A 23,478-nucleotide genomic window follows, 5' to 3' on the forward strand; every position below is an offset into this window, starting at 1 on the left:
TGAGGCAGTGATACCGACCGTAAGTGCCACCTGAGGGCAGGGCGGATGCGAGGAACTACTCCCCCAGGATGGCGCGGGCCTGACGCAGCACGGGCTCGTCGACCATCTTCCCCTCGAACCGGAAGACGCCGGGTTGCCCGGCGGCCTCGGCGAGTACGCGCTCGGCCCATGCCGCTTCCTCGGGGGTGGCGGCGAACCCGGCGCGGATGACGGCCGCCTGCGACGGATGGATGCACGCCGTGGCGTCGAACCCGCTGGCGGCGGCATCCGACACCTCCTCCTGGAGGCCGGAGACATCCGCGATGTCGAGGTGCACGGAGTCGATGGCGAGCTTTCCCGCGGCCTTCGCGGCGATGAGCACCCGCGAGCGCGCGTAGCGGGCGACGTCGCGGTAGCGTCCGTCGTCGAAGCGGCTCGATCGCCCGCCCATGCTCGCGATCAGGTCTTCCGCGCCCCACATCAGCCCGATCACCGCCGGATGCGCGGCGATCTCGCCCGCGTGCTCGACTCCGGCCGCGGTCTCGCAGAGCGCGAGCACCCGGTATCCGCCGGCGTGCAGGGCGTCGAGATCGGCTGCGCTCTCGGCCTTGGCGAGCATCACGGTGCGGTACGCGGTGCGGTCGAGAGCCTCGAGGTCGAGCGAATGCTCAGGGGAGGATGCCGGGTTCACCCGCACGATCACGCGGGTGGGGTCGAGAGCGGATGCCACGACCTGCTCTCTCGCCGCCGGCTTGGCATCGGGCGCCACGGCGTCTTCGAGGTCGAGGATGACGGAGTCCGCTGCCGCGAGCGCCTTCTCATAGCGGTCGCCGCGGTCGCCGGGGCAGAACAGGAGAGCGGGGCCGTTCACGCGGACTCCTCGGACGCGGCCTCCGGCAGGCACTGCATCAGCGTCGACCTCGTCGCGACGGCGACGACCGTGCCGTCCTGGTTGCGCATGGTGTGCTCGAGCTGCACGACGCCCTGTGTCGGACGCGACGACGAGCGTCGCTTCGACACGATGAGCGTCTCGGCGTACAGGGTGTCGCCGACCCGCACCGGCGCCGGGAAGGACACCTCGCCGAAGCCGAGGTTCGCGACGATCGTGCCCATGGTCAGCTGCGACACCGACAGCCCGACGAGCGTCGACAGGGTGAACATGCTGTTCACCAGGCGCTCGCCGAACTCGGTGCCCGCGCTCCACGCGGCATCCAGATGCAGCGCCTGCGTGTTCATGGTGAGGGTCGTGAAGAGCACGTTGTCGGCCTCGGTGACGGTGCGGCCGGGGCGATGCAGATACACCGTCCCCTCCTCGAACTCTTCGAAGTAGAGTCCGCGCTGCTCGATGCGCCGGCCGCTCATCGCTGCTCCTTCTCGTCGAGGTTCTCGCCGCTGTCGGCGGATGCCGACGGCGTGATCACCGCGAGCGTCTGCCCTCGCGCCACCGTATCGCCCTGTGCCGCGCGCAGCGACACCGTTCCGGACACGCCGGCGCGCAGCACGTGCTCCATCTTCATCGCCTCGACAACGACCACCGGATCGCCCTCCTCGACGTGCGCGCCGTCTTCCACGGAGACCAGCACCACGGTGCCCGGCATCGGCGAATCGAGCTGGGGAACGCTCGCCGCATCGTCACCGGCACCGGCGGCAAGGCGCTCGACCATGACGTCGAACACGGCCCCGCCGTGCGCGACGGACACCCTGCCGGCCGAGGTCAGCGCGGAGATCGTCCGTGCTTCGCCGCCGATGTCGAGGGTGTAACGGTGGTCGCCGCGGGGGCGTACGTATGCGGGACGCGCGTTGCGAAGGAGATCACGCGATTCGAAGGATCGGATGCCGGAGGCAGATCCTTCATTGCCCGCGATCTCCTTCGAGTCGTGCGCGGTTCCGCCCGAGACGCGCACAGAGAGCACGCCATCCGACCCGGAGACGAGGACCACGCGCCGCTGCGCGCCGGAGTGCAATGCGTAGCGCCGAGCGGCGGCATCCCCCAGTCGCCAGCCGTCGCGCCGCCGCCACGGATCGGTGCCGGGGCGCGTCGAGAAGTCGAGCAGCAGCGCCGCCTCGGCGAACACCCGCTCGTCGGCCTCGGCGAACGCGATGTCGTCGAGCCGGCGGGCGATCAGACCGGTGTCGAGGTCACCGTCCACCACCTCGGGGAGTTCGAGCAGCCGGCGCATGAACTCGACGTTCACGGGGAATCCGAACACGGCGGTCTCGTCGAGGGCGCGGACCAGCCGGCGTCGTGCCTCGTCGCGGGTCGAGCCCCAGGCGATGACCTTGGCGAGCATCGGGTCGTAGTCGATCGAGACGTCGAGACCTGAGTCGATCGCGGTGTCCACGCGGATGCCGGGACCGGAGGGATGCGTGACCAGGTCGACGTGGCCGCCGGTCGGCAGGAATCCCGCCGACGGGTCTTCGGCGTAGACCCGTGCCTCGATGCTGTGCCCGGTCAGCACGATGTCGGACTGCGTGATGGCCAGTACCTCGCCGGCCGCGATGCGCAGCTGCTGCTCGACCAGGTCGATGCCGGTGACCTGTTCGGTGACGGGATGCTCCACCTGCAGCCGGGTGTTCATCTCCATGAAGAAGAACTCATCCGGGCGCGTCGCCTCGACGATGAACTCGACCGTTCCGGCGCCCTCGTATGCGACGCTGCGGGCGGTCTCGCAGGCGGCCTCGCCGATCCGGGCGCGCGTGGCCTCATCGAGCAGTGGCGACGGTGCCTCCTCGATGACCTTCTGGTGACGGCGCTGCAGCGAGCACTCGCGCTCGCCGAGATGGATGACGTTGCCGTGCCGGTCGGCGAGCACCTGCACCTCGATGTGGCGGGGCGTCGTGAGGTAGCGCTCGAGGAACAGCGAATCGTCGCCGAAGCTCGCCTGCGCCTCACGGCGGGCGGCGGCGATCGCCGATGCCAGCTCCGCTTCCTCCGAGACGACGTGCATGCCCTTTCCGCCGCCGCCGGCTGAGGGCTTGATGAGCAGCGGAAAGCCGATGCCGGGAGCCGCGTCGATGAGTGCGGCATCCGTCAGCCCGTCCCTGGCGACACCGGGGACCGTCGGCACGTCGCGGGCCGCGACCGTGTTCTTCGCGGTGATCTTGTCGCCCATGGTGCGGATCGCCTCGGGTGTCGGCCCGATGAAGACGATGCCGGCGTCTGCGCACGCCTGTGCGAAGTCGGCGTTCTCGGCGAGGAACCCGTAGCCCGGGTGGATCGCCTGCGCCCCGGTCTCGCGGGCGGCGGCGATCACGGCGTCGATGCTCAGGTAGCTCTGTGCTGCGGGCGCCGGTCCGATCCTGATGGAGACGTCGGCGAGTGCGACATGGCGGGCACCGGCATCCGCGTCGCTGTAGACGGCGACCGAGCGGATGCCGAGCCGCTGCAGCGTCGCGATGATGCGGCAGGCGATCTCGCCGCGGTTGGCGATGAGGACGGTATCGAACATCTCGCTCACATCCTGAAGACGCCGTAGCCCGGCTGGTCGAAGGGGGCCCGCATGATGACGTCGAGCGCGAGGCCGAGCACGTCTCGGGTCTGGCCGGGCTCGATGATCCCGTCGTCCCAGAGGCGCGCGGTGGAGTAGTACGGGCTGCCCTGCGTGTCGTAGGCGGCGCGGATCGGGGCCTGGAACTCGGCTTCCTCCTCGGCCGACCAGGTGCCGCCCGCGGCCTCGATCTGGTCGCGGCGCACGGTGGAGAGCACGGATGCCGCCTGCGGTCCGCCCATCACCGAGACGCGCGCGCCCGGCCAGAGCCAGAGGAAGCGCGGCGAGTACGCGCGGCCGCACATCGAGTAGGTGCCGGCGCCGAAGGATCCGCCGACGACGACGGTGAGCTTGGGCACGGTCGCACAGGCGACGGCGTTCACCATCTTGGCGCCGTCCTTGGCGATCCCGCCGGCCTCGTATTCGCGGCCGACCATGAAGCCGGTGATGTTCTGCAGGAACACCAGGGGGATGCGCCGCTGATCGCACAGCTGGATGAAGTGCGCGCCCTTCTGGGCCGATTCGCCGAACAGCACGCCGTTGTTCGCGACGATGCCGACGCGATGGCCGTGGATCCGCGCGAAGGCCGTGATCAGGGTGGTGCCGTACTCGCGCTTGAACTCCGCGAACTCGCCGCCGTCGACGACGGCGCGGATGATCTCGCGCGCGTCGTAGGGAACGGTCAGCTCGACCGGCACCACATCGAGCAGGTCGACGGATGCCGGCTCAGTGACCTCTTCTTCGGGAGGGACCACGTACGCGGGCGATGGCGGGAAAGTCTCGACGATGTCGCGGACGATCTGCAGCGCGTGCGCATCGTTCTCGGCGAGGTGGTCGGCGACGCCGGAGACGCGGGTGTGCACCTCGCCGCCTCCGAGCTCCTCGGCAGTGACGACCTCACCGGTCGCAGCCTTCACCAGTGGCGGTCCGCCGAGGAAGATCGTGCCCTGTCCGCGCACGATCACCGTCTCGTCGCTCATCGCGGGCACGTAGGCGCCGCCGGCGGTGCTCGAGCCGAGGACGGCCGCGATCTGCGGGATGCCGTCGCGGGACATCCGTGCCTGGTTGTAGAAGATGCGCCCGAAGTGGTCGCGGTCGGGGAAGACCTCGTCCTGCATCGGCAGGAAGGCGCCGCCCGAATCGACCAGGTAGATGCACGGCAGCCGATTCTCGGCGGCGATCTCCTGGGCACGCAGGTGCTTCTTGACCGTGATGGGGTAGTAGGTGCCGCCCTTGACCGTGGCGTCGTTCGCGACCACCATGACGTGACGGCCGTGGATCAGCCCGATGCCGGCGACCACACCGCCGGCCGGGCAGTCGCCGCCGTAGAGCTCGTAGCCGGCGAGCGGGGCGACCTCGAGGAAGGGGCTTCCCACGTCGAGCAACTGGTCGACCCGGTCGCGGGCGAGCAGCTTGCCGCGGGCGACGTGCTTCTCGCGGGACTTCTCGGGCCCGCCGAGGCGAGCCTCGGCCGTCCGTTCGCGGAGCTCGGCGACGAGCTCACGGTAGGAGGCGGACGAGTTCGGCACGGTGACCCTCCATCGGCAATGATCGGACGCAATTTAGATTACTGATCATTAACCGAAATGTCTACGCCCCGGAACGGTCGACCGGCTGTCGAGGCGGCACGAACTGCGCCGGGAGTTGAGAGCGGAGCCGCGGGCGCCGGCGTCAGACGCGGCGGAACGTGAAGTAGCCCGCGACCGCTCCATGGTTGACCACGCCGGTGCCTGTGCTCAGCATCCGGGCCGATGTCGTGGCCCCTGCTTCGACGAAGGTGTATCCGGTGTGCTCGAGACGCCAGCCGACGCCCTCGACCTGGCTGAGGAAGTATCCGATGCTCTCGTTGCTCGCGAGCGCGTTCTCGGCTGATCCCCACGACGACGCCTCGCCGGTGAGGCGACTGACCTCGACCTGAAGGTGCAGGAGCAGGTCACCGCGCGTGCGGGCGTCGCCCGCATGTTGCAGCAGTCGGGCGGCTTCGTCGGCGGTGAGCATCCGGTCTCTCTTCCCTGGGGGTCCGTCATGGATTCCAGGAACAGCGTAAGCGGCTCAGCCGCGCGCCTTGCGCACCGCGTCGACGAGTTCGCGCCACGGACCGGAGAGCTCCGAGTCCGGGACCTCCCGTTCCCTGCGCTCCGACGGGGTGCGGGCGCGGATGCTCCACACGAACCGGTCGGCGCCGGGCTGGTCGCCCGAGGTCTCATCCCACGGGCAGCGTTCGATGAGGGCGATCCACTGGGGAGCTTCGGCCGGTTCTGGTTCGACCCGCCAGCGACGAGAGATGCCGGCGATCCCGCCGGTGCGCACCACGGCGATCACGACTCGCGCGTCGCGCCGGAGGGCGCCGCCTGGCGAGGTTTCGGAAGCCTCCGGCGACTCGCTCGGCTCCGGCGACTGCGCCGGCTCAGGCTCCTCATTCTGTTGAGGGGACTCGCTCATCCTCATACACTCCCACGGCGCGCCACGCGCGTCGAGCGGCATCGGCGATCTCGTCGCCGAGCTCGGCGGCGGCCGCGACCGTGGCGTCGGCGAACTCCGTGAAGGTCGCCGTGCTCGACAGCCCTCCGGTCAGCGCCTGATACCAGGCGACACCCGCTCGCTCCCAGGCGTTGCCGCCGAGGTCGCGCGCGAACAGAGCGAAGGCTCGATTCGGGATGCCGGAGTTGATGTGCACGCCGCCGTTGTCTTCCGTGGTCTTCACGAAATCGCGCATGTGCGCGGGCTGCGGGTCTTTACCGAGCTCGTCGTCGTCATAGGCGGTGCCGGGATCGAGCATCGAACGCAGGGCCTTGCCCTCGACAGCGTCGGTGAAGATCTCGGCGCCGATCAGCCAGGTGGCGGCATCGGCTGTCTGATCCAGGAGGAACTGCTCGGTCAGTGCGCCGAGGACATCGGCGATCGACTCGTTGAGGGCGCCGGGCTGGCCCTGGTACTCGAGGTTCGCGGTGTGCTGGATGACGCCGTGCGCCAGTTCGTGACCGATGACCGTGATCGAGCCGGTGAATCCGCGGAACACCTCGCCGTCGCCGTCGCCGAAGACCATGCGCTCGCCGTCCCAGAAGGCGTTGTCGTAGTCGACGCCGTAGTGCACGGTGGCGTCGAGCGGGGCGCCCGCGTCGTTGAGGGAGTTGCGGCCGAATGCCGAGAGCAGCATCTCGAACGTCGCGCCGAGCCCGTCGAACGCCTCGTTCACGGAGGCGTCGGCCACGGGAGGGTCGTCTTCGCCGCGCACGACCGCGCCCGGCAGCTGCTGCGTGTTGCCGGCATCGCTGATCGTGCGGTTCGGGGCATCGGAGAGCTGCGCGACGAGGTCGCCGTTCTCGTCGATCGACAGGTCGATGCGTGCCCGGAAAGGAGGACGGCCACTCGTCAACGTCTGTCGCGCTGCGGCGGCCGCGCGGGGGAAGCGGCCGGACTCGGCGAGTCGCGCGAGCAGGTAGGACGGCACGACACCGTGACGCTCGGGGGATGATGTGCTGCTGCTCATGCTGCGACCCTACGCCCGGCATCCGACGTGGCGCACGGGTTGCGCGCGAGTCGCCCGGCTCGCATCCGAATCGGCCGGCATGTGGAGGCCGACATGTGGAGGGAGGAGTGCCGCTGCCGTCAGTCCCGTTCGATGCTCACCACGGTGGTGCGGATCACCCCGCCGCCGTCGACCGCGTCGAAGCGCACCGGCATCCCGGGATGCGCCGTCGAGAACCAGAACGTCGCCGCCTCGGCATCCGGAGCATCCTTCGTGTCGTAGCGGAGGCACTCCACCCGCCCGATGGGCAGCTCGAGAGTCTCGGTCGACACCGTCGTGCGCTCGGCGGGGAACGCCGCATGGCTCTGGAGCTCGACCCAGGTCACGCGACCGGAGGTGATGTCGTCGGGCGAATCGCCGTTCCATCGGTCGAGCGTCGCGCCCTCGGCATCCGTCTCCCGGAAGCGGTTCACCCGTTCGAACGCAGACCCGTCCGGCGACTCGACGCGGATCCTGATCGTCTTCCCCGTGCCGGTGGCCTCGCGGATCTCGGCCGCGGTGAACGGGGTGGGCAGGAGGCCAGGGCCGATCACGTGCGGGTCGGATGCTCTCATGGACACATTCTGCGCCACCGCCGACGTCGGCCGCAGCGGGGCGACGGATATGAGAGGCGGGTGTACGAAACCGGCCCGCGTGTCCCCCGCCTCTGCTTAGATGAGCGGATGCAGAAGCTGGATGAGACGCGGAGCGCCGACCTCGGCGCCCTTCTGTGGCTTGCCGTTGCGACCTTCTCCATGGGAATCGACGGCTACGTGCTCGCGGGGCTCCTGCCGCAGATCGCCGACGACTTCGCGGTGACCGAGGCCGCGGCGGGACAGCTGATGACCGCGTTCGCGGTCACCGTCGCGCTCGCGGGGCCCCTGCTCGGGGCACTGACCGGCCGCTGGGAGCGCAAGGCCATCATCCTCGGGTCGCTGGCCGTTTTCGTCGTCGGCAATCTCATCGTGGCCGTCGCGCCCACCTTCGCCTGGGCGATGACCGGCCGGGTGGTCTCCGCCCTCGGCGGCGGGCTGCTGAACGCCGTCATCGCCGCCTACGTGATCGCGAAGTCGCCGCCCGAACGCCGTGGGCGCGCCCTGTCGCTCGTCTTGGGAGGGTGGCTTGCGGCGACCGCTCTGGGCGTGCCGATCGGACTCGTCGCGGGGCAGCAGGACTGGCGCATCCCGATGTTCATGGTCGTCGGCGCCGGATCCGTCGCGCTCATCGGAATCGTCCTGAAGGTGCCGACCCTTCACCTCCCGCCCCTCAGTCTGCGTGAGTCGCTGCGCCCGCTGACGCAGGGGAACATCCTCTTCGCGCTGCTGACCCCGGCGGGTCTCATGTGCGCGAGCTATTTCTGCTTCACGTACGCGACGCTGATCTTCATCCCGCGGGTCGGCGACGGATTCGGGATGATCGCCGTGATGTTCGGCTACGGCATCGTGAGCCTCGTCGGCAACATCATCTCGGGGCGCCTCACGGACCGCATCCCGCCGTCGCGGGTGATCACGATCATCATCGGGTCGCTCATCGTCGTCGCCGCCTTCGGCTCGGCCGGCCTCCTGCTGCCCGGTGCGCTGGGGGCGACGGCCGCTGTGCTGTGGTTCGTCGGCTGCGCGTTCTTCAACGGCGGATCCGGCGTGCCGTTGCAGGCGCGGCTCGGAGCGATGGCACCGGAGTCGGCGGCCTTCGTGCTGGCACTCAACGGCAGCGCGATGTGGGTGGGCACCGCGCTCGGCAGTGCCCTGGGTGGTCTGGCGCTGACCCTCGGCGTCGCTCCCGACACGCTTCCCCTGCTGTCCACCGGAATCGTCGGCATCACTCTGCTGGCGCATCTCGTCAGCGTCCGTTCGGTGGCGCGCGCCGATGCCAGGAGGAGGAGCGAAACCTGAGCGCCGAACGAGCGTGACATTAATCCAGTTCCGCGGGTATCTTTGTTTGACTACCGGAACAAGATGATTCGAGGACACCGTGACCCCGGCGACACAGACCGTGCACTCCGCGGGCGAACTCTTTCGGCTCGTACGCACCGGCCGCGCCCACTCCCGCGCCGACCTCGCGCGCCTGACCGGGCTGTCCGCGTCGACGGTCGCGCTCCGCGTCGACGAGCTCACCGCCCACGGCTTCATCGAGGAGAACGGCCAGGGCGAATCGCGAGGAGGGCGACGTCCGCGAGTGCTCGCGGTGAAGTCGGGCGGCAGCGTCGTCGCCGGCGTCGACCTCGGCGAGAGCCACGCGACGATCGCCCTGCTGGACCGCCGTGCCGACATCGTCGCATCCACCGTCGTGCAGGTGTCGCTGCTCGACGGCGTCGAGAGCGTCGTCGGCCAGGTGTGGGAGGCGGCCCAGCAGCTGGTGGGCCAGGAGGACGGCCTGCACATCGACGGGATCGCGATGAGCCTGCCCGGACCGGTCGACGCCCGCACCTCGCGCCTGCTCGCTCCCATGCGGATGCCGGGCTGGAACGGCGTCGACGTCGGCGAGGTCCTCGGATCCGTCACCGGGCTGCCGTACCTCATCGACAATGACGCCAACGCCATGGCCGTCGGGGAGTACATCGAACGCGGTGGTGACGAGGAACAACTGGTCTTCGTGAAGGCCGGCAGCGGAATCGGATGCGGGATCATCCTCAACGGCTCCGTATACCGGGGCTTCCGTGGGGTCGCCGGAGACATCAGCCACGTGGCACTGCACAACGCACCGCCGGTGATCTGCTCCTGCGGACGCGTCGGATGCCTCGACGTGGTCGCGAGCGGAGCGGCGATCGTCGACGCCCTGAAAGAGGCGGGAGTGTCGGTGGAGACGCTCGACGACGTCCTCGCCCTCGCGCAGGATGCGCACCCCAAGGCCACGTCGCTTCTGCGTGAAGCCGGCGCCAGGACGGGGGAGGTGCTGGCCACCATCATCAACTTCTTCAACCCGCAGGCACTCGCCCTCGGCGGACGACTCGCGACTGCAGACGCGTTCGTGGCGGGTGTCCGGCAGGCGCTGTTCACGCTCTGCCTGCCGATGTCGACCGATTCCCTCGAGATCGGCGTGAGCCGGGCGGGCGCACTGGCCGGTGCGCGCGGAGTCGGCTGGGAACTGCTGGAGCGGATGCTCGATCCGGCGCGCATCGATGAGGATCTGCGGGTTCCCATCCAAGTGCGGTAGTCGACAAAAGTTGTCACCATTTCGGAACAAGTGATTTATCAAGCTTCGATATGAGGCATAAACTCGAGGCATGACGGAACCCTCCTCGCGTCCTCGCATCGCGATCGCCGGCATGGCGATCGAGTCCAGCACCTTCTCGCCGCATCGAGCCGGCGAGCGCGATTTCCAACGCGTCGAGGGCGCTGAGTTGGTCGAGCGCTACGACGCGCTGCGCAACGGCGAGCTCACGGACCGCGCCGAATGGCTGCCGGTGTACTACGCGCGTTCGATCCCCGGCGGTGCGGTGCTGCCCGAGGTCTACGAGAGCATCAAGGCGCGCATCTGCGAGGGCCTCGCCGCGCTCGTCGCCGACGGCGCAACGCTCGACGGACTGTTCTTCGACATCCACGGTGCCATGAGTGTCGTCGGCCTGGATGATGCCGAGGGGGACCTCATCACCGCGATCCGCGGCGTGATCGGCCCGGATGTCGTCGTCTCCGCCTCGATGGACCTCCACGGCAACGTCTCGCGTGCCCTCGTCGAGAACGTCGACATCATCACCTGTTACCGCCTAGCCCCGCACGAGGACACCTGGGAGACCCGCGACAGGGCGATCCGGAACCTCGTCCGCGCGCTGGAGGACGGCGTCACTCCGCATCGCGCCTGGGTGCGCGTGCCGATCCTGCTGCCCGGCGAGAAGACCAGCACCCGCGTCGAGCCGGCTAAGAGCCTGTATGCGCGCATCCCGGAGATCGAGGCCCGCCCCGGAATCACGGATGCGGCGATCTGGATCGGCTATGCCTGGGCGGACGAGCCGCGTTGCCACGCCACCGTGGTGGTCACCGGCACCGATGAGAGTGCCACCGCGAGCGCCGCCGAGGAACTCGGGCGGGTGTTCTGGGACGTGCGCGACGACTTCGAGTTCGTCGGCCCTCCCGGGACCCTCGACGAGGGCGTCGCCGCCGGTCTCACGGCATCCGACACTCCGTACTTCATCAGCGACTCGGGTGACAATCCCGGCGCCGGGGGCACCGGTGATGTCACGTGGACGCTGGCGCAGCTGCTGACGAAGCCGGAACTCACCTCCGACGACGCGCCGACCACGCTCTGCGCCTCGGTGTTCGACAGGGGCGCCCTCGATGTCCTGCGCCGTCACGCCGTTGGGGACCGGGTGTCCGTCGAGGTCGGCGCGCGCGTCGACAGCGGACCGCACGGACCGGTGCTCGTCGAGGGCATCCTGCACAGCCTGCATGAGGGGGATGTGGATGCCGGCGGCATCGCCGTCATCCGCGTCGGCGGCCTGCACGTGATCGTCACGGAGTTCCGCAAGGCGTACCACGCCGTCTCCGACTTCAGTTCGATCGGTCTGGATCCGGCTTCGGCCCAGATCGTCGTCACGAAGATCGGCTACCTCGAGCCTGAGCTCTACGCCATCATGCGCGGCTGGACGCTCGCGCTGACCCCCGGCGGGGTGGATCAGGATCTCGAGCGACTCGGGCACCACCGCATCCAGCGACCGATGCATCCCTTCGACGAGTTCTCGGATGCTCCTGACCTCAGCGCCGAGATCGTGGGTTCCCGAGCCGTCGTGGCTTAATGCGATACCGAACTAAGTAAGTTACCCAAACGTAACAAGAGTCGCTGTTTCCCGATACTTAGTTCGGGCATGATGCAAAGTGCGTCATATTTCGGACGAACGCTTCCTGGGTGGAGCGTTGGAACAAGGAAGTTTTCATGCGAACTCAGTCGCTGCGTCGCCGGATACTCGCCCCGCTGGGCGCCCTGGCCGTCGCAACCCTCGCCCTGACCGCCTGCCAGGCGGGCGCGCAGGGCGGCAACGGAGCGGATGCCGAGAAGGACACCGTCAGCTTCGCGCTCCAGGTGGGCACCGGCCCGAACTGGATCCTGCCGATCTCTTCCCCGGACAAGATGGCCACCCACAACAGCGCCATCAAGGCGACGATGTGGCCGCGCCTGTTCGAGTACAACGGCGTCGACGGGGAGATGGGCTGGGACGAGAAGGCATCCGCAGCGAAGTCCTACGAGTTCTCCGAAGACCTCAAGACCATCACCATCACCCTGAACGACCTCGACTGGTCCGACGGTGAGCCCGTCACGTCGCGCGACGTGGAGTTCTGGTACAACCTCGTGCGCTTCAACGGCGAGAAGACCGGCGGCTACTCCGCGGGCCTCATGCCCGACAACATCACCGCCTTCACGATCATCGACGACAAGACGTTCTCGCTGACGATGGACAAGGTCTACAACGAGGAGTTCCTGCTCGGGAACCAGCTCAGCCTCATCTACCCGATGCCGCAGCACGTCTGGGACAAGACGAGCGCGGACGGCGAGATCGGCGACCACGATCGCGAGGCGGCGGGGTCGACCCAGGTGCTCGACTACCTCTTCAGCGAGGCCGAGGACATGAAGACCTACGCCACCAACGAGCTGTGGAAGGTCGTCTCCGGCCCGTACACGGTGAAGAGCTGGTCGGATTCCGGCCTGGTGGAGCTCACCGCGAACGAGAAGTACACGGGCGAGGACAAGCCGAGCATCCCGAACGTCAAGTTTCTTCCGTTCACCTCCGCCGACGCCGAGATGAACGTCGTCCGCTCGGGCGAGGTCGACTACGGCTACGTCACCAGCTCGCAGCTCACCAACGAGAAGCAGTTCACCGACCTCGGCTACAGCATCGAGCCGTGGGCCGGCTGGTCGATCACGTACATGCCGTACAACTTCGCGAACCCCGAGAAGGGCGCGTTCTACAAGCAGCTCTACGTGCGCCAGGCGCTGCAGCACGCCATCGACCAGGAGACCATCTCCGAGGTCGTCTGGCACGGCGCGGCGACACCCGACTACGGGCCCATCCCGCAGACGGCAGACTCCATCGGGCTGTCCGACGTGCAGAAGGACAACCCCTACCCCTTCGATCTGAAGACCGCCGAGAAGCTCTTCACCGACAACGGCTGGAAGAAGGGCTCCGACGACACGCTCGAATGCGTGGACGCGGGCGCCGGCGCCGGTCAGTGCGGCGAGGGCATCGCCGCGGGGCAGAAGGCCGAGATCGTCGTCACCACGCAGAGCGGCTCGCAGGAGACCGACAACACGATGGCCGAGATCCAGTCGTCGCTGGCCAAGATCGGCGTCAAGATGACGATCGACTCGAAGCCGCTGGACAGCGTGCTCACGCAGGCGCAGGAGTGCAAGACCGGCACCACGTGCACGTGGGAACTCGTCTTCTTCGGCACCGCCGGCAGCTGGTACTTCCCGCCGTACGCGACCGGCGAGCGCGTCTTCGCGAAGGACACCAAGTGGAACGCCGGGCAGTACGACAACCCGGAGGCGGAGGCGCTCGTCCAGGCGATGGCCTTCTCGACGGACCCGGAGATCGCCAAGAAGTACTCGGAGTACCTCGCCACCGATCTTCCGGTGATGTGGATGCCCAACCCGGTGTACCAGGTCTCGGTCGTCCGCGACGGACTCGACATCGCCCACCAGGACCCGGGCGCATCGTTCCTTCCGCAGCGCTGGTCCTGGACCAAGTAACAGGCAGGTGAGCATGAGCGTGGTGGAAGCAGCGCAGAGCGCGCAGAAGACGGAGAGGGCCGGCGGCTCCCGGTTCTGGTGGTACCTGTTGCGACGGGGCGGCCAGGGCGGGATCGTCATCCTCATCGTGACGCTGATCGTGTTCGCGCTGCTCCACCTCGCCATGCCGCAAGGTCCTGCCGCCGGCATCCTCGGCATGCAGGCGACGCAGGAGCAGATCGACGCCTTCAACCGCGAGAACGGGTTCGATCTGCCGGTCTGGCAGCAGTACTTCCACTTCCTGGGGCAGCTGGTCCAAGGAGATCTCGGCGATTCGTTCAAGCTCAACCGGCCCGTGGCGGATGCGATCGGCCAGCGTCTCCCGAAGACCCTGGTCCTCGCCGTCATCTCGATGCTGGTCGCGCTGATCGTCGCCATCCCGATGGGCATCTTCCAGGCGGTGCGCCGAGGCAAGGCGGCCGACTATGTCCTCACCACCGTCAACTTCATCGTCTACTCGACGCCGTCGTTCTTCCTCGGCCTCATCCTCGTGATCGTGTTCGCGCAGTGGCTGCGTCTCGTCCCCGCGCAGGCGCCGCAGGGAGAATCGGTGGGCGACGTGCTCGCGAACCCGGCCGGCCTCGTCCTCCCCGTGCTCACCGCGGCCCTCGGCATCATCGCGACGTTCTCGCGCTACATGCGCTCGGCGACGATCGACAACCTCTCCGAGGACTACGTCCGCACGGCGCGCGCGAAGGGTACGCCCGTTCCGGTCGTGATCATGCGGCACGTCGTCCGCAACTCGCTGACACCGGTCATCGCCATGCTCGGCTACTACCTGCCGGTCATGTTCGGCGGAATGATCGTCGTCGAATCGCTCTTCAACTATCCGGGGATGGGACTGCTGTTCTGGACCTCGGCGCAGACATCCGACTATCCCGTCCTGCTCGGTTGCATCCTGGTCATCGCGCTCGCGACCGTCATCGGCTCGCTCCTGGCCGACATCATCCAGGCCCTGCTCGATCCACGCACCCGAGAGGAGCTGTCGTGAGCACGATGACCCTCGCGACGCGCACGCTGACTCCGCGTCAGCGCGGCGCCCGCCGTTTCCTGCAGAACAGGCTCGCGGTCTTCGGCATCGCGACCATCGTCCTCTTCCTGCTGTTCTGCTTCCTGGGTCCGCTGCTGCATCCCACGGACCAGATCCACACCGACCTGCGCAGCACCATGCTGCCGCCGGGCAGCCCGGGTCATCCGCTCGGAACCGACGATGTCGGTTACGACGTGCTGGGCCGGCTGATGATGGGCGGCCAGGTGTCGATCCTCATCGGACTCGCCGCAGGCGTGCTGGCAACCGTGATCGGAACGCTGTGGGGCGCCATCGCCGGCTACGTCGGCGGCGCTGTCGACACGGTGATGATGCGGGTGGTGGATGCCGGGATCGCGATCCCGGCGACGTTCCTGCTGCTGATCCTCTCCGCGATCCTGCGGCCGAGCGTGCCGCTGATGATCTGCGTCATCGGGCTGGTGTCCTGGCTCGTGCCCGCCCGTCTCGTGCGTGCCGAGTCGATCTCGCTGAAGTCGCGCGAGTACGTGCTGGCGCTGCGGGCGATGGGCGGCACGCATTCCCGCGCCGTTCTGAAGCACGTCGTCCCGAACACCGTCGGCACGATCGTGGTGAATGCGACGTTCCAGGTCGCGGACGCGATCCTGCTCGTCGCGTACATCTCGTTCCTCGGCATGGGGCTGCAGAAGCCGGCCACCGACTGGGGGGCCATGCTCACCAGCGGCATCACCTACACGTACGCCGGGGCCTGGTGGCTCATCTTCCCGGCCGGCTTCTGCATCGTCCTGACGGTGTGCGCGTTCAACAGCATCGGCGACGGCCTCCGTGACTTCTTCGACGTGAAGGGGCGTGCCGCATGACCGACGCACTGCTTTCCATCTCCGGCCTCGAGGTCACCTTCCGCACCGAGGACGGACCTGTCCAGGCCGTGAAGGGGATCGACCTCGAGGTGCGTCCCGGCGAGGTGCTCGCACTCGTCGGCGAGTCGGGTTCGGGCAAGTCCGTCACGGCCATGGCCGTACTGAAACTGCTGCCGCGCTCCGCGACGGTGACCGGCTCGATCCGCCTCGACGGGCGCGAGCTGCTGCCGCTCGGCGAGGCCGAGATGAACTCCGTGCGCGGCGCCGCGATCTCGATGGTCTTCCAGGAGCCGATGACAGCGCTCAACCCGAGCATGCGGATCGGCGATCAGATCACCGAGGCGATCCTCAACCACGGTGCCGAGACGAAGGCCGCCGCCTGGGAGCGCGCCATCGAACTGCTTCAGCGCGTCGGCATCCCCGAGCCCGCTCGCCGGGCGAGCAGCTACCCGCACGAGCTGTCCGGCGGTCAGCGTCAGCGGGTGGTGATCGCGATCGCACTCGCCGGGGAGCCGCAGCTGATCATCGCCGACGAGCCGACGACCGCCCTCGACGTCACCGTGCAGGCCGAGATCCTCGACCTCATCCGCCGACTGGCGGCGGAGTCGGGCACGGCATTCCTCCTCGTCACCCACAACATGGGCGTCGTGGCCGACATCGCCGATCGGGTCGCGGTGATGTTCCGCGGCACGATGGTCGAAGTCGGCGACACTCGCGGCGTGCTCACCGCCCCGCGCGAGGAGTACACGAAGAAACTGCTGAGCGCGGTGCCGTCGCTCCCCGATCTGGCCTCGGTCGTCGAGCGGAGCGCCGATGTGCCGCGTGAGGCGGCCGTTCTCGAGCTGACCGGAGCGAGCGTGACGTATCGCCGCGCCGGGCACCCGTTCCTCGCGCTCGACGGCGTGAGCCTGAGCATCCAGCCGGGGGAGATCCTCGGACTCGTCGGCGAGTCGGGTTCGGGCAAGTCGACGCTCGGCCGCGCGGCCCTCGGCCTGCTGCCGTTGTCGGGTGGAGAGATCACGCTGTTCGGCGAGCGGATCGGCCTCGGCGGGGTGTCGCGACGGCGCGAACGCGAACTGCGCGGGCGCATCGGTGCGATCTTCCAGGATCCAGGCTCCAGCCTGGACCCGCGGATGACGGTCGGCGAGGCCATCGCCGAACCGATGCTCGTGCAGCGGCGGAAGGTTCCCACCTCTGCGGCCCAGCGTCGGAGCCGGGTGGCCGAGCTGCTCGACGCCGTCGAACTGCCCGCGAACTACGCGACCCGGTACCCGCACGAGCTCTCCGGTGGTCAGCGCCAGCGCATCGGGCTCGCCCGGGCGATCGCCCTGGAGCCGGAGCTCATCATCGCCGACGAGCCGACCTCTGCCCTCGACGTCTCGGTGCAGGCCGCGGTGCTCGAGGTGCTGCGCAGGCTGCAGGAGCGGATGCACTTCGCCTGCCTCTTCATCAGTCATGACCTCGCCGTCGTGCACGAGATCTCCGATCGCGTCGCGGTGATGCTGAAGGGCGAGATCGTCGAGACGGGTTCCGCCGACGAGGTGCTGCTCGCCCCGCAGCATCCGTACAGCCGCCGGTTGCTCGCCTCCGTCCCCGTCCCCGACCCGGACAAGCAGGCTCTTCGGCGGGAGGCCAGGGCGATCGCCCTGGCGGCCTCGTGACCGACACGGAGGCCGCCGCGACGATCGTCGCGGCGGATGCCATCGCCGTGCTCGGAATCGACGTCGGGGGATCGAGCGTGAAGCATCTGCTCGCCAGAGCGGATGCCTCCACCGCCCGGCCTCCGGAGCCACTGGCACGGGGTCGGAACGCGACTCCGAAGTCCGCCCCGGTGGACGGGCTGGCCGCGATCGTGGAAGCCGTACGCGGGGATCGGAGACTGACCCGTCTCGTACTGTCGATCCCCGGCATCGTCGACGAGGCCCGCGGCATCGTCGTGCGCTCCACGAACATCCCCGCCCTCGACGGCTGCGCTCTCGGCGATCGGCTCGAAGCAGAACTCGGGATCCCGGTCGACGTCATCAACGACGGCCATGCCGCCGCGGTCGCCGAGGCGTCGTGGGGCGCGGGCGCCGGCGTCGATGACGTCTTCGTCCTCGCGCTCGGCACCGGCATCGCCGGCGCCCACGTCGTCGGAGGTCGCGTCGTCCCGGGGGCGCACGGATCAGCCGGCGAACTCGGGCACATCACGATCGATCCATCGGGAAGCGTCTGCTCGTGCGGCCGCCGGGGCTGCCTGGAGACGATCATCGGCGCCCCCGCTCTGCGTGCGGCGTGGGCCGAAGCGGGCGGATCCGGCGGGACGGAGTCGCTCTTCGCCGCGCACACGGACGGACACGCGGCCGCGAAGAGGGTCGTGGAGCATGCGGCGTCGGCACTGGCGGAGGCGATCCTCACCCTCTGCGCTCTCGTGGACCCCGGGTGCATCGTCATCGGCGGCGGCCTCGCCCAGGCGCCGCATCATCTGGTGACCCTCGCCGCGCGCTTCGTGGCGGAGCGGGCGACGTTCCACCGCATCCCGCCGATCGTTCCGGCCACGCTCGGCGAGTGGGCCGGCGCCAACGGCACCGTGCTGACGGCGCTGCTGCGGCAGGGCACTCTGGTCTGAGGGGGCCTGCTGAGCGCTTCGGGCGTGCGCGTTCCTCGGAGATCTGCGCGTTCTTCGGACGAATTCGGCCAGATCGTCCGAAGAAGCTGCAGATCTCCGGGATTCGCGCGCAGGCGGGCGGTCCCCACGCGAACCGAACACCCAGGACACTCGCGTAAAATCGGCACAATGACCGATGCCGCATCCGTGAACCCCGACCTGGGTGCCGGCATCGACCCCGAAGACCTCGCCACCGCGTTGCGCGTCCTGAAGCAGATGGACCAGCTCGACGAGGAGCATCCGGACTTCGTCACCGTCCGCCGCGCGACGGCAGCGATGTTCAAGGCGGTCAAGCGCGTTCGTCGCAAGCAGATCCGGGATGCCATCGCCGACGCCGACAGAGCGGTCGTGGCCCGCACGGCGACCGGTGCTCCGGACCGCATCGACGACGAGACCCGCGGCAACGACCTCGCGACCAGCGTCGTCGACGCCCCGATCGCAGGCGAGCTGCTCAAGCCGCGCAACTGCTACATCTGCAAGCAGCCGTACACGCTCGTCGATGCCTTCTACCACCAGCTCTGCCCCGACTGCGCGCGCTTCAGCCATGGCAAGCGCAACGCGCGCACCGACCTCAGCGGCAAGCGCGCGCTGCTCACCGGCGGCCGCGCGAAGATCGGCATGCACATCGCGCTACGGCTGCTCCGTGACGGCGCGCACACCACGATCACGACGCGCTTCCCCCGCGACGCGGTCCGCCGGTTCTCGGCGCTTCCGGATTCGGGAGAGTGGCTGCACCGGCTGCGCGTCGTCGGCATCGACCTGCGCGACCCGGCTCAGGTGATCGGTCTCGCGGACTCCGTCGCAGCTCAAGGTCCGCTCGACATCCTCATCAACAACGCCGCGCAGACCGTGCGGCGTTCGCCCGGCTCGTACTCGCTGCTGGCGGATGCCGAGCTGCAGCCGCTTCCCGACGGACCGCTGCCCGAGATGGAGACGTTCGGGCACACTGCGGATCCGCACCCGCAGGCGCTGCAGGCCTCGGTCGATGCGCATCCGCTGCTCTCCGTCGCAGCTCTCGGCGGCACCATCGCCGAGCAGGGCGGTCAGGCGCTCACCGCGGAGGACCTCGCGCGACTCGCGATGGCACCGGGATCGTCGTCGCTGGAGAAGCACGCCGACGGCACCGCGATCGACGCCGGCGGCCTCGTGCCCGACGTCAACCGCGTGAACAGCTGGGTGCAGTCGATCGATCAGGTCGATCCGCTCGAGATGCTCGAGGTGCAGCTGTGCAACACCACGGCGCCTTTCCTGCTCATCAGCCGGCTGCGGCCCTCGATGGCGGCATCCGATTCCCATCGCAAGTACGTGGTCAACGTCTCGGCGATGGAGGGTCAGTTCTCCCGGCGGTACAAGGGGCCGGGGCATCCGCACACGAACATGGCGAAGGCCGCGCTGAACATGCTCACCCGCACCAGCGCCGGCGAGATGCTCGAGACCGACGGCATCCTGATGACCGCCGTCGACACCGGCTGGATCACCGACGAGCGTCCGCACTACACGAAGGTGCGCCTGGCCGAGGAGGGCTTCCACGCCCCGCTCGACCTCGTCGACGGCGCGGCTCGGGTGTACGACCCGATCGTGCGCGGCGAGGCCGGCGACGACATCCACGGCGTGTTCCTCAAGGACTACGAGCCCAGCCCCTGGTGATCGCGGGGTAGCCGGAAGCCGCGGGTCAGCGCGCGCGGGCCTCGAGGTTCGCCGAGGCCCAGGTGCCGAGCTGGTCGAGGATCGGCAGCAGGCCCTGACCGCTCGCGGTCAGCGCATAAGACACGGTGATGGGTGGGCCGGCGTCGACCGTGCGAGCGACGAGCCCGGCCTCGGCGAGCTCGGCGAGCCGGTCGGAGAGCACCGTGTCGCTGATGCCGACGACCGCGCGGCGCAGGGCGACGAACGTCGAGGGACCTCCGCCGAGCGAGGCGATGATCATGCCGTTCCAGCGTTTGCCGAGCACGCTGAAGGCCAGTGTGACGGCGGCGTCGCACACATGAAGCTCTTCCCCGGTCTCGGGCATGACTCCATCCTACCTGTGCTACGTTAACCGATGTCGCTAAGAAAAACGAAGCGACTACGAAAAACGAGAGGCTTGTCATGTCCCTGTTCCGTCTGGATGCCAGCATCCTTCCCGCGTCGTCCGCCAGTCGTGCGCTCGCCGACCTCGTCGAGGCCGAGTGGACGGCATCCCACCCAGACTCGACGGTGACCCGTCGTGACCTGGCTGCCGACCCGGTCCCCGCGACCGCCTGGGCCGAGGCCGTCACCGGTGGCTTCGTCGATGCGGACCAGCGCACGCCCGCGCAGAACGAAGCGCGCGCCCTCGCGACGAGCTTCGCCGACGAGCTGATCGGCGCCGATGCGCTGCTGTTCGCCGTGCCGCTGTACAACTACGGCGTCTCGCAGCATTTCAAGACCTGGTTCGACCTCGCCTACACCGACTCGCGCATCGATCCGGCGGGCACGGCGCTGCGGGGCAAGCCCGCGACACTGGTCACCGTGCTCGGCGGCAACTACGCGCCCGGTACGCCGAAGCACGGCTGGGACCACTCGACCGGCTGGCTGCGCCGCGTGCTCGAAGACGTCTGGGGCCTCGATCTGCGCGTCGTGCAGCGTCCGTTCACCCTCGTGGGCGTGAACCCGGCACTCGACGCCTTCGCCGACACCGCGCAGGAGCTCAAGGCGGCGGCCGAGACGGATGCCGTCGCCTACGGCCGCGAGGTTGCGGCGCTGCGGGGGGCGCAGGTCGCCTGACCCGCGGATTCTCTCGCGTGCAGCACGCACGGATGCAGGGCCGGAACGCGCGTCCGGCCCTGCATCCGTCGGGTGATCGGCGATCTAGCCGATCAGGGTCAGGAACAGCCGCACCGACAGGGCGAGCACGGCCAGCAGGCCGATGACGCCGGCTGTGTTCTGCCACCAGGTGTTGCGCATGTCGCCCATCAGCGTCACGCGGTTCGCCATGATGATGATCAGTGCGGCGAGCACCGGGGCGACGAACACCGTCAGGGCCTGCGCGATCACAATCAGCTGCACGGGCGACTGCTGGAAGATCACCGTCACGGCGATGCCGAACACGAGGATGCCGGCGCTGACGAGCTTTGCGGTCAGCGAACTCGATGACGCACCCTTGCCGAGTCCGTCGGACAGCATCGTGCCGCCGGCCGTCGCGTTCGCGATCATCGACGAGAACGCGGCGCCGAAGAATCCGAGCGCGAACACGGTCGATCCCACGGGGCCAGCGAGGGGCTCGAAGATGCCGGCGAGGGCCACGACCGTCGGCGCCGCCTCTCCGGTCTTGCCCAGAACGGATGCCGCGACCACGATCACCAGAGCGGTCATGATGCCGGGAGCCACGATGCCCGGAATGGTGTCGACGATCGTGACGTCACGGTACTCGGCCTCGGTGCGGCCGCGTTCCTTCGTGCCGTAGGCGGTGTAGAACGCCGCGTTGATCGAGAAGTTCGTGCCGACGAGGGCCACGATGAGCAGCCAGGCACCGCCGGGGAAGGTCGGAAGCAGGCCTGAACCTGCAGCCGCCCAGTCGGGGTTCGAGATGAACGCCGAGGCGACGAAGGCGATCGCCATCAGCGCCACGATGACGATGAGCACCTTCTCCACGACCCGGTACACGTTGCGCAGCAGAAGGAGCGCGGCGACCGCGGCGGTGCAGATCACCGTCCACATGATCGGGCTTCCGCCGAAGAGCATCGACAGGCCGAGGCCGGATCCGACGGCGTTGCCGACCGAGAAGCACAGAGTGATGAGGAAGACGCCGATGCCGGCGAGGACGCCGACCCAGCCGCCCAGGTGCTCCTTGATGGAGGAGATCAGCGACAGGGGCGACTTGATGCCGAGCCGTACCGCCATGTCGGTGAGGAAGATCATCAGGATCGTCGACACCACGATCACCCAGATGAGGGCGTACTGGTAGCCGCTGCCCGCCTGTACCGCGGTCGTCAGGTTGCCGGGGCCGAACTGCCAGGCGCCCGCGACGAACGCCGGGCCGATGAGGGCCAGGTGCTGCCAGAAGGGGCGCCGTTGCTTGCGTGAGGAGACGATGTTCTTCATCGTCTCAGTGGAGACCCGCCCGTAGCCAGTGCCGGGTGTGGTCGAGGCGTGACGCGTCTTCGTGCGTTCGTTCATGATCTTGTCCTTCGAGTCGTCGTTGACTGCAGGGTCTCGCCCGCCGGGGGCGGAAGGAGAGGGGGGTGGGGCGGCCTCGGGTGGCCGCCCCACCCGGGGGATCACGCGGAGACGGTGACCCTGCCGAGCCCCGCCAGTGCGAAGGCGGCAGCGATCTCCGCATCCGCTCCGTCCGGAAGGGGGAGCAGCGGTGTGCGGACCGTGGCGTGCTCGAGGATGCCGCGCTGCACGAGGCCCCACTTCAGAGCGACGGTGCCCTCCATGTGGGAGCCGCGGTGATAGACGTTCTGGGTCACCGGGAGCAGGCGCTCGTGGATGGCGTGGGCGGCTTCGTAGTCGCGTGCCTTGCCTGCGGCGATGAGCTCGATGAGCGGCTCGGGCGCGACGTTCCCGTAGCCGACGAGCAGTCCATCGACGTCGAACATCGTCGGCAGCAGGTACTCGTCGTGGCAGGAGAGGATCTGCAGCTCGGGGTAGGCCGCACGGAGCGCAGGGATCTCGGTGTACCAGCGACGCATGTTGCGGACGCCGTTCTTGGTGGCGAACACGCCGTCCTGGCCGGCGATCTCGAGCTGCGTGTCGAGGTCGTAGGTCGCCTTGGTGTTGTCGGGGTACTGGAAGAGGATCAGCGGCAGGCCGGACTCCTCGTGGATCTCGCGGTAACGCGACTGCGGGGCGCCCTGCTGGTAGCCGAAGCGCAGCCAGCCGTGGGAGGGATAGACGAGCCCCGCGGCGGCACCCGCGTCGACGGCGGCCTTCGCCTCGAGGGCGGCTGTCCTGTTGCCTTCCTTGGTGATGCCGGCGATCACGGGCACACGACCGTCGGTCGAGGCGACGAACGCGCGGATGACGTCGAGCTGCTCCTCGTCGGTGAGGAAGGTGCCTTCGCCCGCGTGCCCGAGCACGACCAGGCTCTTGACGCCGTCGATCGAGCCGAGCCAGGAGCCGAGGCGCTGGATGGCCTCGTAGTCGACGGCGCCGTCCTCGGTGAACGGCGTGACGGGGGCGGGGTTGAGGCCGCGGAGGTCGAGGGTCATGATCGGTCCTTTCCTTGGAGCTTCGTCGCTGTTTCTACTCGTCTTCGAGTTCTGGGAACGTTCGCGGGAACGTTTGCAGGAACGATTGCAAGTATGATC

General features: G+C 68.7%; 21 protein-coding genes. 10 read left to right on the forward strand and 11 right to left on the reverse strand.

What is annotated here, in order from left to right; translation table 11 throughout:
* Positions 1-55: 55 nt before the first annotated feature.
* The 8 genes from CUR96_RS13670 to CUR96_RS13705 form a co-directional block, all read right to left on the reverse strand.
* Entirely contained in the window at positions 56-850 is a 795-nt protein-coding gene (locus CUR96_RS13670) for an HpcH/HpaI aldolase/citrate lyase family protein (protein WP_102193825.1), read from the reverse strand.
* On the reverse strand, positions 847-1,341 hold the full coding sequence (locus CUR96_RS13675) for a MaoC family dehydratase (RefSeq protein ID WP_102193826.1): 495 nt from the start codon (positions 1,339-1,341) through the stop codon (positions 847-849). Before CUR96_RS13675 ends, CUR96_RS13670 begins: the two co-directional genes overlap by 4 nt.
* The gene (locus CUR96_RS13680) at positions 1,338-3,428 is read right to left on the reverse strand and encodes an acetyl-CoA carboxylase biotin carboxylase subunit (RefSeq protein ID WP_102193827.1); all 2,091 of its coding nucleotides are present in this window, start codon (positions 3,426-3,428) and stop codon (positions 1,338-1,340) included. The genes CUR96_RS13675 and CUR96_RS13680 overlap by 4 nt, the downstream gene beginning before the upstream one ends.
* A 5-nt stretch (positions 3,429-3,433) precedes the next feature.
* Positions 3,434-4,996 carry a carboxyl transferase domain-containing protein gene (locus CUR96_RS13685; protein ID WP_102193828.1) on the reverse strand — a complete coding sequence of 521 codons (1,563 nt, stop codon included), beginning with the start codon at positions 4,994-4,996 and terminating at the stop codon, positions 3,434-3,436.
* Positions 4,997-5,138: 142 nt separating this feature from the next.
* The gene (locus tag CUR96_RS13690; RefSeq protein ID WP_102193829.1) at positions 5,139-5,465 is read right to left on the reverse strand and encodes a hypothetical protein; all 327 of its coding nucleotides are present in this window, start codon (positions 5,463-5,465) and stop codon (positions 5,139-5,141) included.
* Positions 5,466-5,519: 54 nt separating this feature from the next.
* Entirely contained in the window at positions 5,520-5,909 is a 390-nt protein-coding gene (locus CUR96_RS13695) for a protealysin inhibitor emfourin (protein WP_245861270.1), read from the reverse strand.
* A complete protein-coding gene (locus CUR96_RS13700; protein WP_102193830.1) occupies positions 5,884-6,957 on the reverse strand; it encodes a M4 family metallopeptidase in 1,074 nt (357 codons plus the stop codon). The genes CUR96_RS13695 and CUR96_RS13700 overlap by 26 nt, the downstream gene beginning before the upstream one ends.
* Before the next feature lie 119 nt (positions 6,958-7,076).
* Positions 7,077-7,550, reverse strand: coding sequence for a hypothetical protein (locus CUR96_RS13705; protein WP_102193831.1), 474 nt, complete (start codon positions 7,548-7,550; stop codon positions 7,077-7,079).
* A 108-nt stretch (positions 7,551-7,658) separates the two neighbouring features.
* Here CUR96_RS13705 and CUR96_RS13710 point away from each other — a divergent pair, with 108 nt between their 5' ends.
* From CUR96_RS13710 to CUR96_RS13750, 9 genes are all read left to right on the forward strand, one after another.
* On the forward strand, positions 7,659-8,867 hold the full coding sequence (locus CUR96_RS13710; RefSeq protein ID WP_102193832.1) for an MFS transporter: 1,209 nt from the start codon (positions 7,659-7,661) through the stop codon (positions 8,865-8,867).
* Between the two features lie 79 nt (positions 8,868-8,946).
* Positions 8,947-10,128 carry an ROK family transcriptional regulator gene (locus tag CUR96_RS13715; protein WP_245861272.1) on the forward strand — a complete coding sequence of 394 codons (1,182 nt, stop codon included), beginning with the start codon at positions 8,947-8,949 and terminating at the stop codon, positions 10,126-10,128.
* Positions 10,129-10,198: 70 nt separating this feature from the next.
* Positions 10,199-11,704: a M81 family metallopeptidase gene (locus tag CUR96_RS13720; RefSeq protein ID WP_102193833.1), complete on the forward strand. Its 1,506-nt coding sequence runs from the start codon at positions 10,199-10,201 to the stop codon at positions 11,702-11,704.
* Positions 11,705-11,841: 137 nt separating this feature from the next.
* The gene (locus CUR96_RS13725; protein WP_102193834.1) at positions 11,842-13,653 is read left to right on the forward strand and encodes a peptide ABC transporter substrate-binding protein; all 1,812 of its coding nucleotides are present in this window, start codon (positions 11,842-11,844) and stop codon (positions 13,651-13,653) included.
* 13 nt (positions 13,654-13,666) lie between these two features.
* Positions 13,667-14,683: an ABC transporter permease gene (locus tag CUR96_RS13730; RefSeq protein ID WP_102193835.1), complete on the forward strand. Its 1,017-nt coding sequence runs from the start codon at positions 13,667-13,669 to the stop codon at positions 14,681-14,683.
* 5 nt (positions 14,684-14,688) lie between these two features.
* The gene (locus CUR96_RS13735) at positions 14,689-15,558 is read left to right on the forward strand and encodes an ABC transporter permease (protein WP_102194027.1); all 870 of its coding nucleotides are present in this window, start codon (positions 14,689-14,691) and stop codon (positions 15,556-15,558) included.
* Positions 15,555-17,219, forward strand: a complete 1,665-nt coding sequence (locus tag CUR96_RS13740) for an ABC transporter ATP-binding protein (protein ID WP_102193836.1) — start codon at positions 15,555-15,557, stop codon at positions 17,217-17,219. The genes CUR96_RS13735 and CUR96_RS13740 overlap by 4 nt, the downstream gene beginning before the upstream one ends.
* Positions 17,216-18,166: an ROK family protein gene (locus CUR96_RS13745; protein ID WP_102193837.1), complete on the forward strand. Its 951-nt coding sequence runs from the start codon at positions 17,216-17,218 to the stop codon at positions 18,164-18,166. Before CUR96_RS13740 ends, CUR96_RS13745 begins: the two co-directional genes overlap by 4 nt.
* Before the next feature lie 168 nt (positions 18,167-18,334).
* Positions 18,335-19,852: an SDR family oxidoreductase gene (locus CUR96_RS13750; RefSeq protein WP_102193838.1), complete on the forward strand. Its 1,518-nt coding sequence runs from the start codon at positions 18,335-18,337 to the stop codon at positions 19,850-19,852.
* 25 nt (positions 19,853-19,877) lie between these two features.
* Here CUR96_RS13750 and CUR96_RS13755 read toward each other — a convergent pair whose 3' ends face one another.
* The gene (locus CUR96_RS13755) at positions 19,878-20,216 is read right to left on the reverse strand and encodes a winged helix-turn-helix transcriptional regulator (RefSeq protein ID WP_102193839.1); all 339 of its coding nucleotides are present in this window, start codon (positions 20,214-20,216) and stop codon (positions 19,878-19,880) included.
* A gap of 77 nt (positions 20,217-20,293) precedes the next feature.
* Between CUR96_RS13755 and CUR96_RS13760 the strand changes: the two genes are divergently transcribed.
* Positions 20,294-20,950: an FMN-dependent NADH-azoreductase gene (locus CUR96_RS13760; protein ID WP_102193840.1), complete on the forward strand. Its 657-nt coding sequence runs from the start codon at positions 20,294-20,296 to the stop codon at positions 20,948-20,950.
* Between the two features lie 84 nt (positions 20,951-21,034).
* On the opposite strand, the gene CUR96_RS13765 is transcribed toward CUR96_RS13760, so the two are convergent.
* A complete protein-coding gene (locus CUR96_RS13765; protein ID WP_102193841.1) occupies positions 21,035-22,342 on the reverse strand; it encodes an Nramp family divalent metal transporter in 1,308 nt (435 codons plus the stop codon).
* A 101-nt stretch (positions 22,343-22,443) separates the two neighbouring features.
* Positions 22,444-23,379, reverse strand: coding sequence for a dihydrodipicolinate synthase family protein (locus CUR96_RS13770; RefSeq protein ID WP_180969039.1), 936 nt, complete (start codon positions 23,377-23,379; stop codon positions 22,444-22,446).
* Positions 23,380-23,478: the final 99 nt, after the last annotated feature.

This window comes from Microbacterium aurantiacum, from assembly GCF_002872075.1.
Taxonomy (GTDB): Bacteria; Actinomycetota; Actinomycetes; order Actinomycetales; family Microbacteriaceae; genus Microbacterium; species Microbacterium aurantiacum_A.

What these genes read in the sequence shown, in the direction of transcription:
- CUR96_RS13675 (WP_102193826.1), bottom strand. Translation starts at nt 1,341, where the DNA reads ATGAGCGGCCGGCGCATCGAGCAGCGCGGACTCTACTTCGAAGAGTTC.
- CUR96_RS13680 (WP_102193827.1), bottom strand. Translation starts at nt 3,428, where the DNA reads ATGTTCGATACCGTCCTCATCGCCAACCGCGGCGAGATCGCCTGCCGC.
- CUR96_RS13690 (WP_102193829.1), bottom strand. Translation starts at nt 5,465, where the DNA reads ATGCTCACCGCCGACGAAGCCGCCCGACTGCTGCAACATGCGGGCGAC.
- CUR96_RS13695 (WP_245861270.1), bottom strand. Translation starts at nt 5,909, where the DNA reads ATGAGCGAGTCCCCTCAACAGAATGAGGAGCCTGAGCCGGCGCAGTCG.
- CUR96_RS13700 (WP_102193830.1), bottom strand. Translation starts at nt 6,957, where the DNA reads ATGAGCAGCAGCACATCATCCCCCGAGCGTCACGGTGTCGTGCCGTCC.
- CUR96_RS13705 (WP_102193831.1), bottom strand. Translation starts at nt 7,550, where the DNA reads ATGAGAGCATCCGACCCGCACGTGATCGGCCCTGGCCTCCTGCCCACC.
- CUR96_RS13710 (WP_102193832.1), top strand. Translation starts at nt 7,659, where the DNA reads ATGCAGAAGCTGGATGAGACGCGGAGCGCCGACCTCGGCGCCCTTCTG.
- CUR96_RS13720 (WP_102193833.1), top strand. Translation starts at nt 10,199, where the DNA reads ATGACGGAACCCTCCTCGCGTCCTCGCATCGCGATCGCCGGCATGGCG.
- CUR96_RS13725 (WP_102193834.1), top strand. Translation starts at nt 11,842, where the DNA reads ATGCGAACTCAGTCGCTGCGTCGCCGGATACTCGCCCCGCTGGGCGCC.
- CUR96_RS13730 (WP_102193835.1), top strand. Translation starts at nt 13,667, where the DNA reads ATGAGCGTGGTGGAAGCAGCGCAGAGCGCGCAGAAGACGGAGAGGGCC.
- CUR96_RS13735 (WP_102194027.1), top strand. Translation starts at nt 14,689, where the DNA reads ATGACCCTCGCGACGCGCACGCTGACTCCGCGTCAGCGCGGCGCCCGC.
- CUR96_RS13740 (WP_102193836.1), top strand. Translation starts at nt 15,555, where the DNA reads ATGACCGACGCACTGCTTTCCATCTCCGGCCTCGAGGTCACCTTCCGC.
- CUR96_RS13750 (WP_102193838.1), top strand. Translation starts at nt 18,335, where the DNA reads ATGACCGATGCCGCATCCGTGAACCCCGACCTGGGTGCCGGCATCGAC.
- CUR96_RS13755 (WP_102193839.1), bottom strand. Translation starts at nt 20,216, where the DNA reads ATGCCCGAGACCGGGGAAGAGCTTCATGTGTGCGACGCCGCCGTCACA.
- CUR96_RS13760 (WP_102193840.1), top strand. Translation starts at nt 20,294, where the DNA reads ATGTCCCTGTTCCGTCTGGATGCCAGCATCCTTCCCGCGTCGTCCGCC.
- CUR96_RS13765 (WP_102193841.1), bottom strand. Translation starts at nt 22,342, where the DNA reads ATGAACGAACGCACGAAGACGCGTCACGCCTCGACCACACCCGGCACT.
- CUR96_RS13770 (WP_180969039.1), bottom strand. Translation starts at nt 23,379, where the DNA reads ATGACCCTCGACCTCCGCGGCCTCAACCCCGCCCCCGTCACGCCGTTC.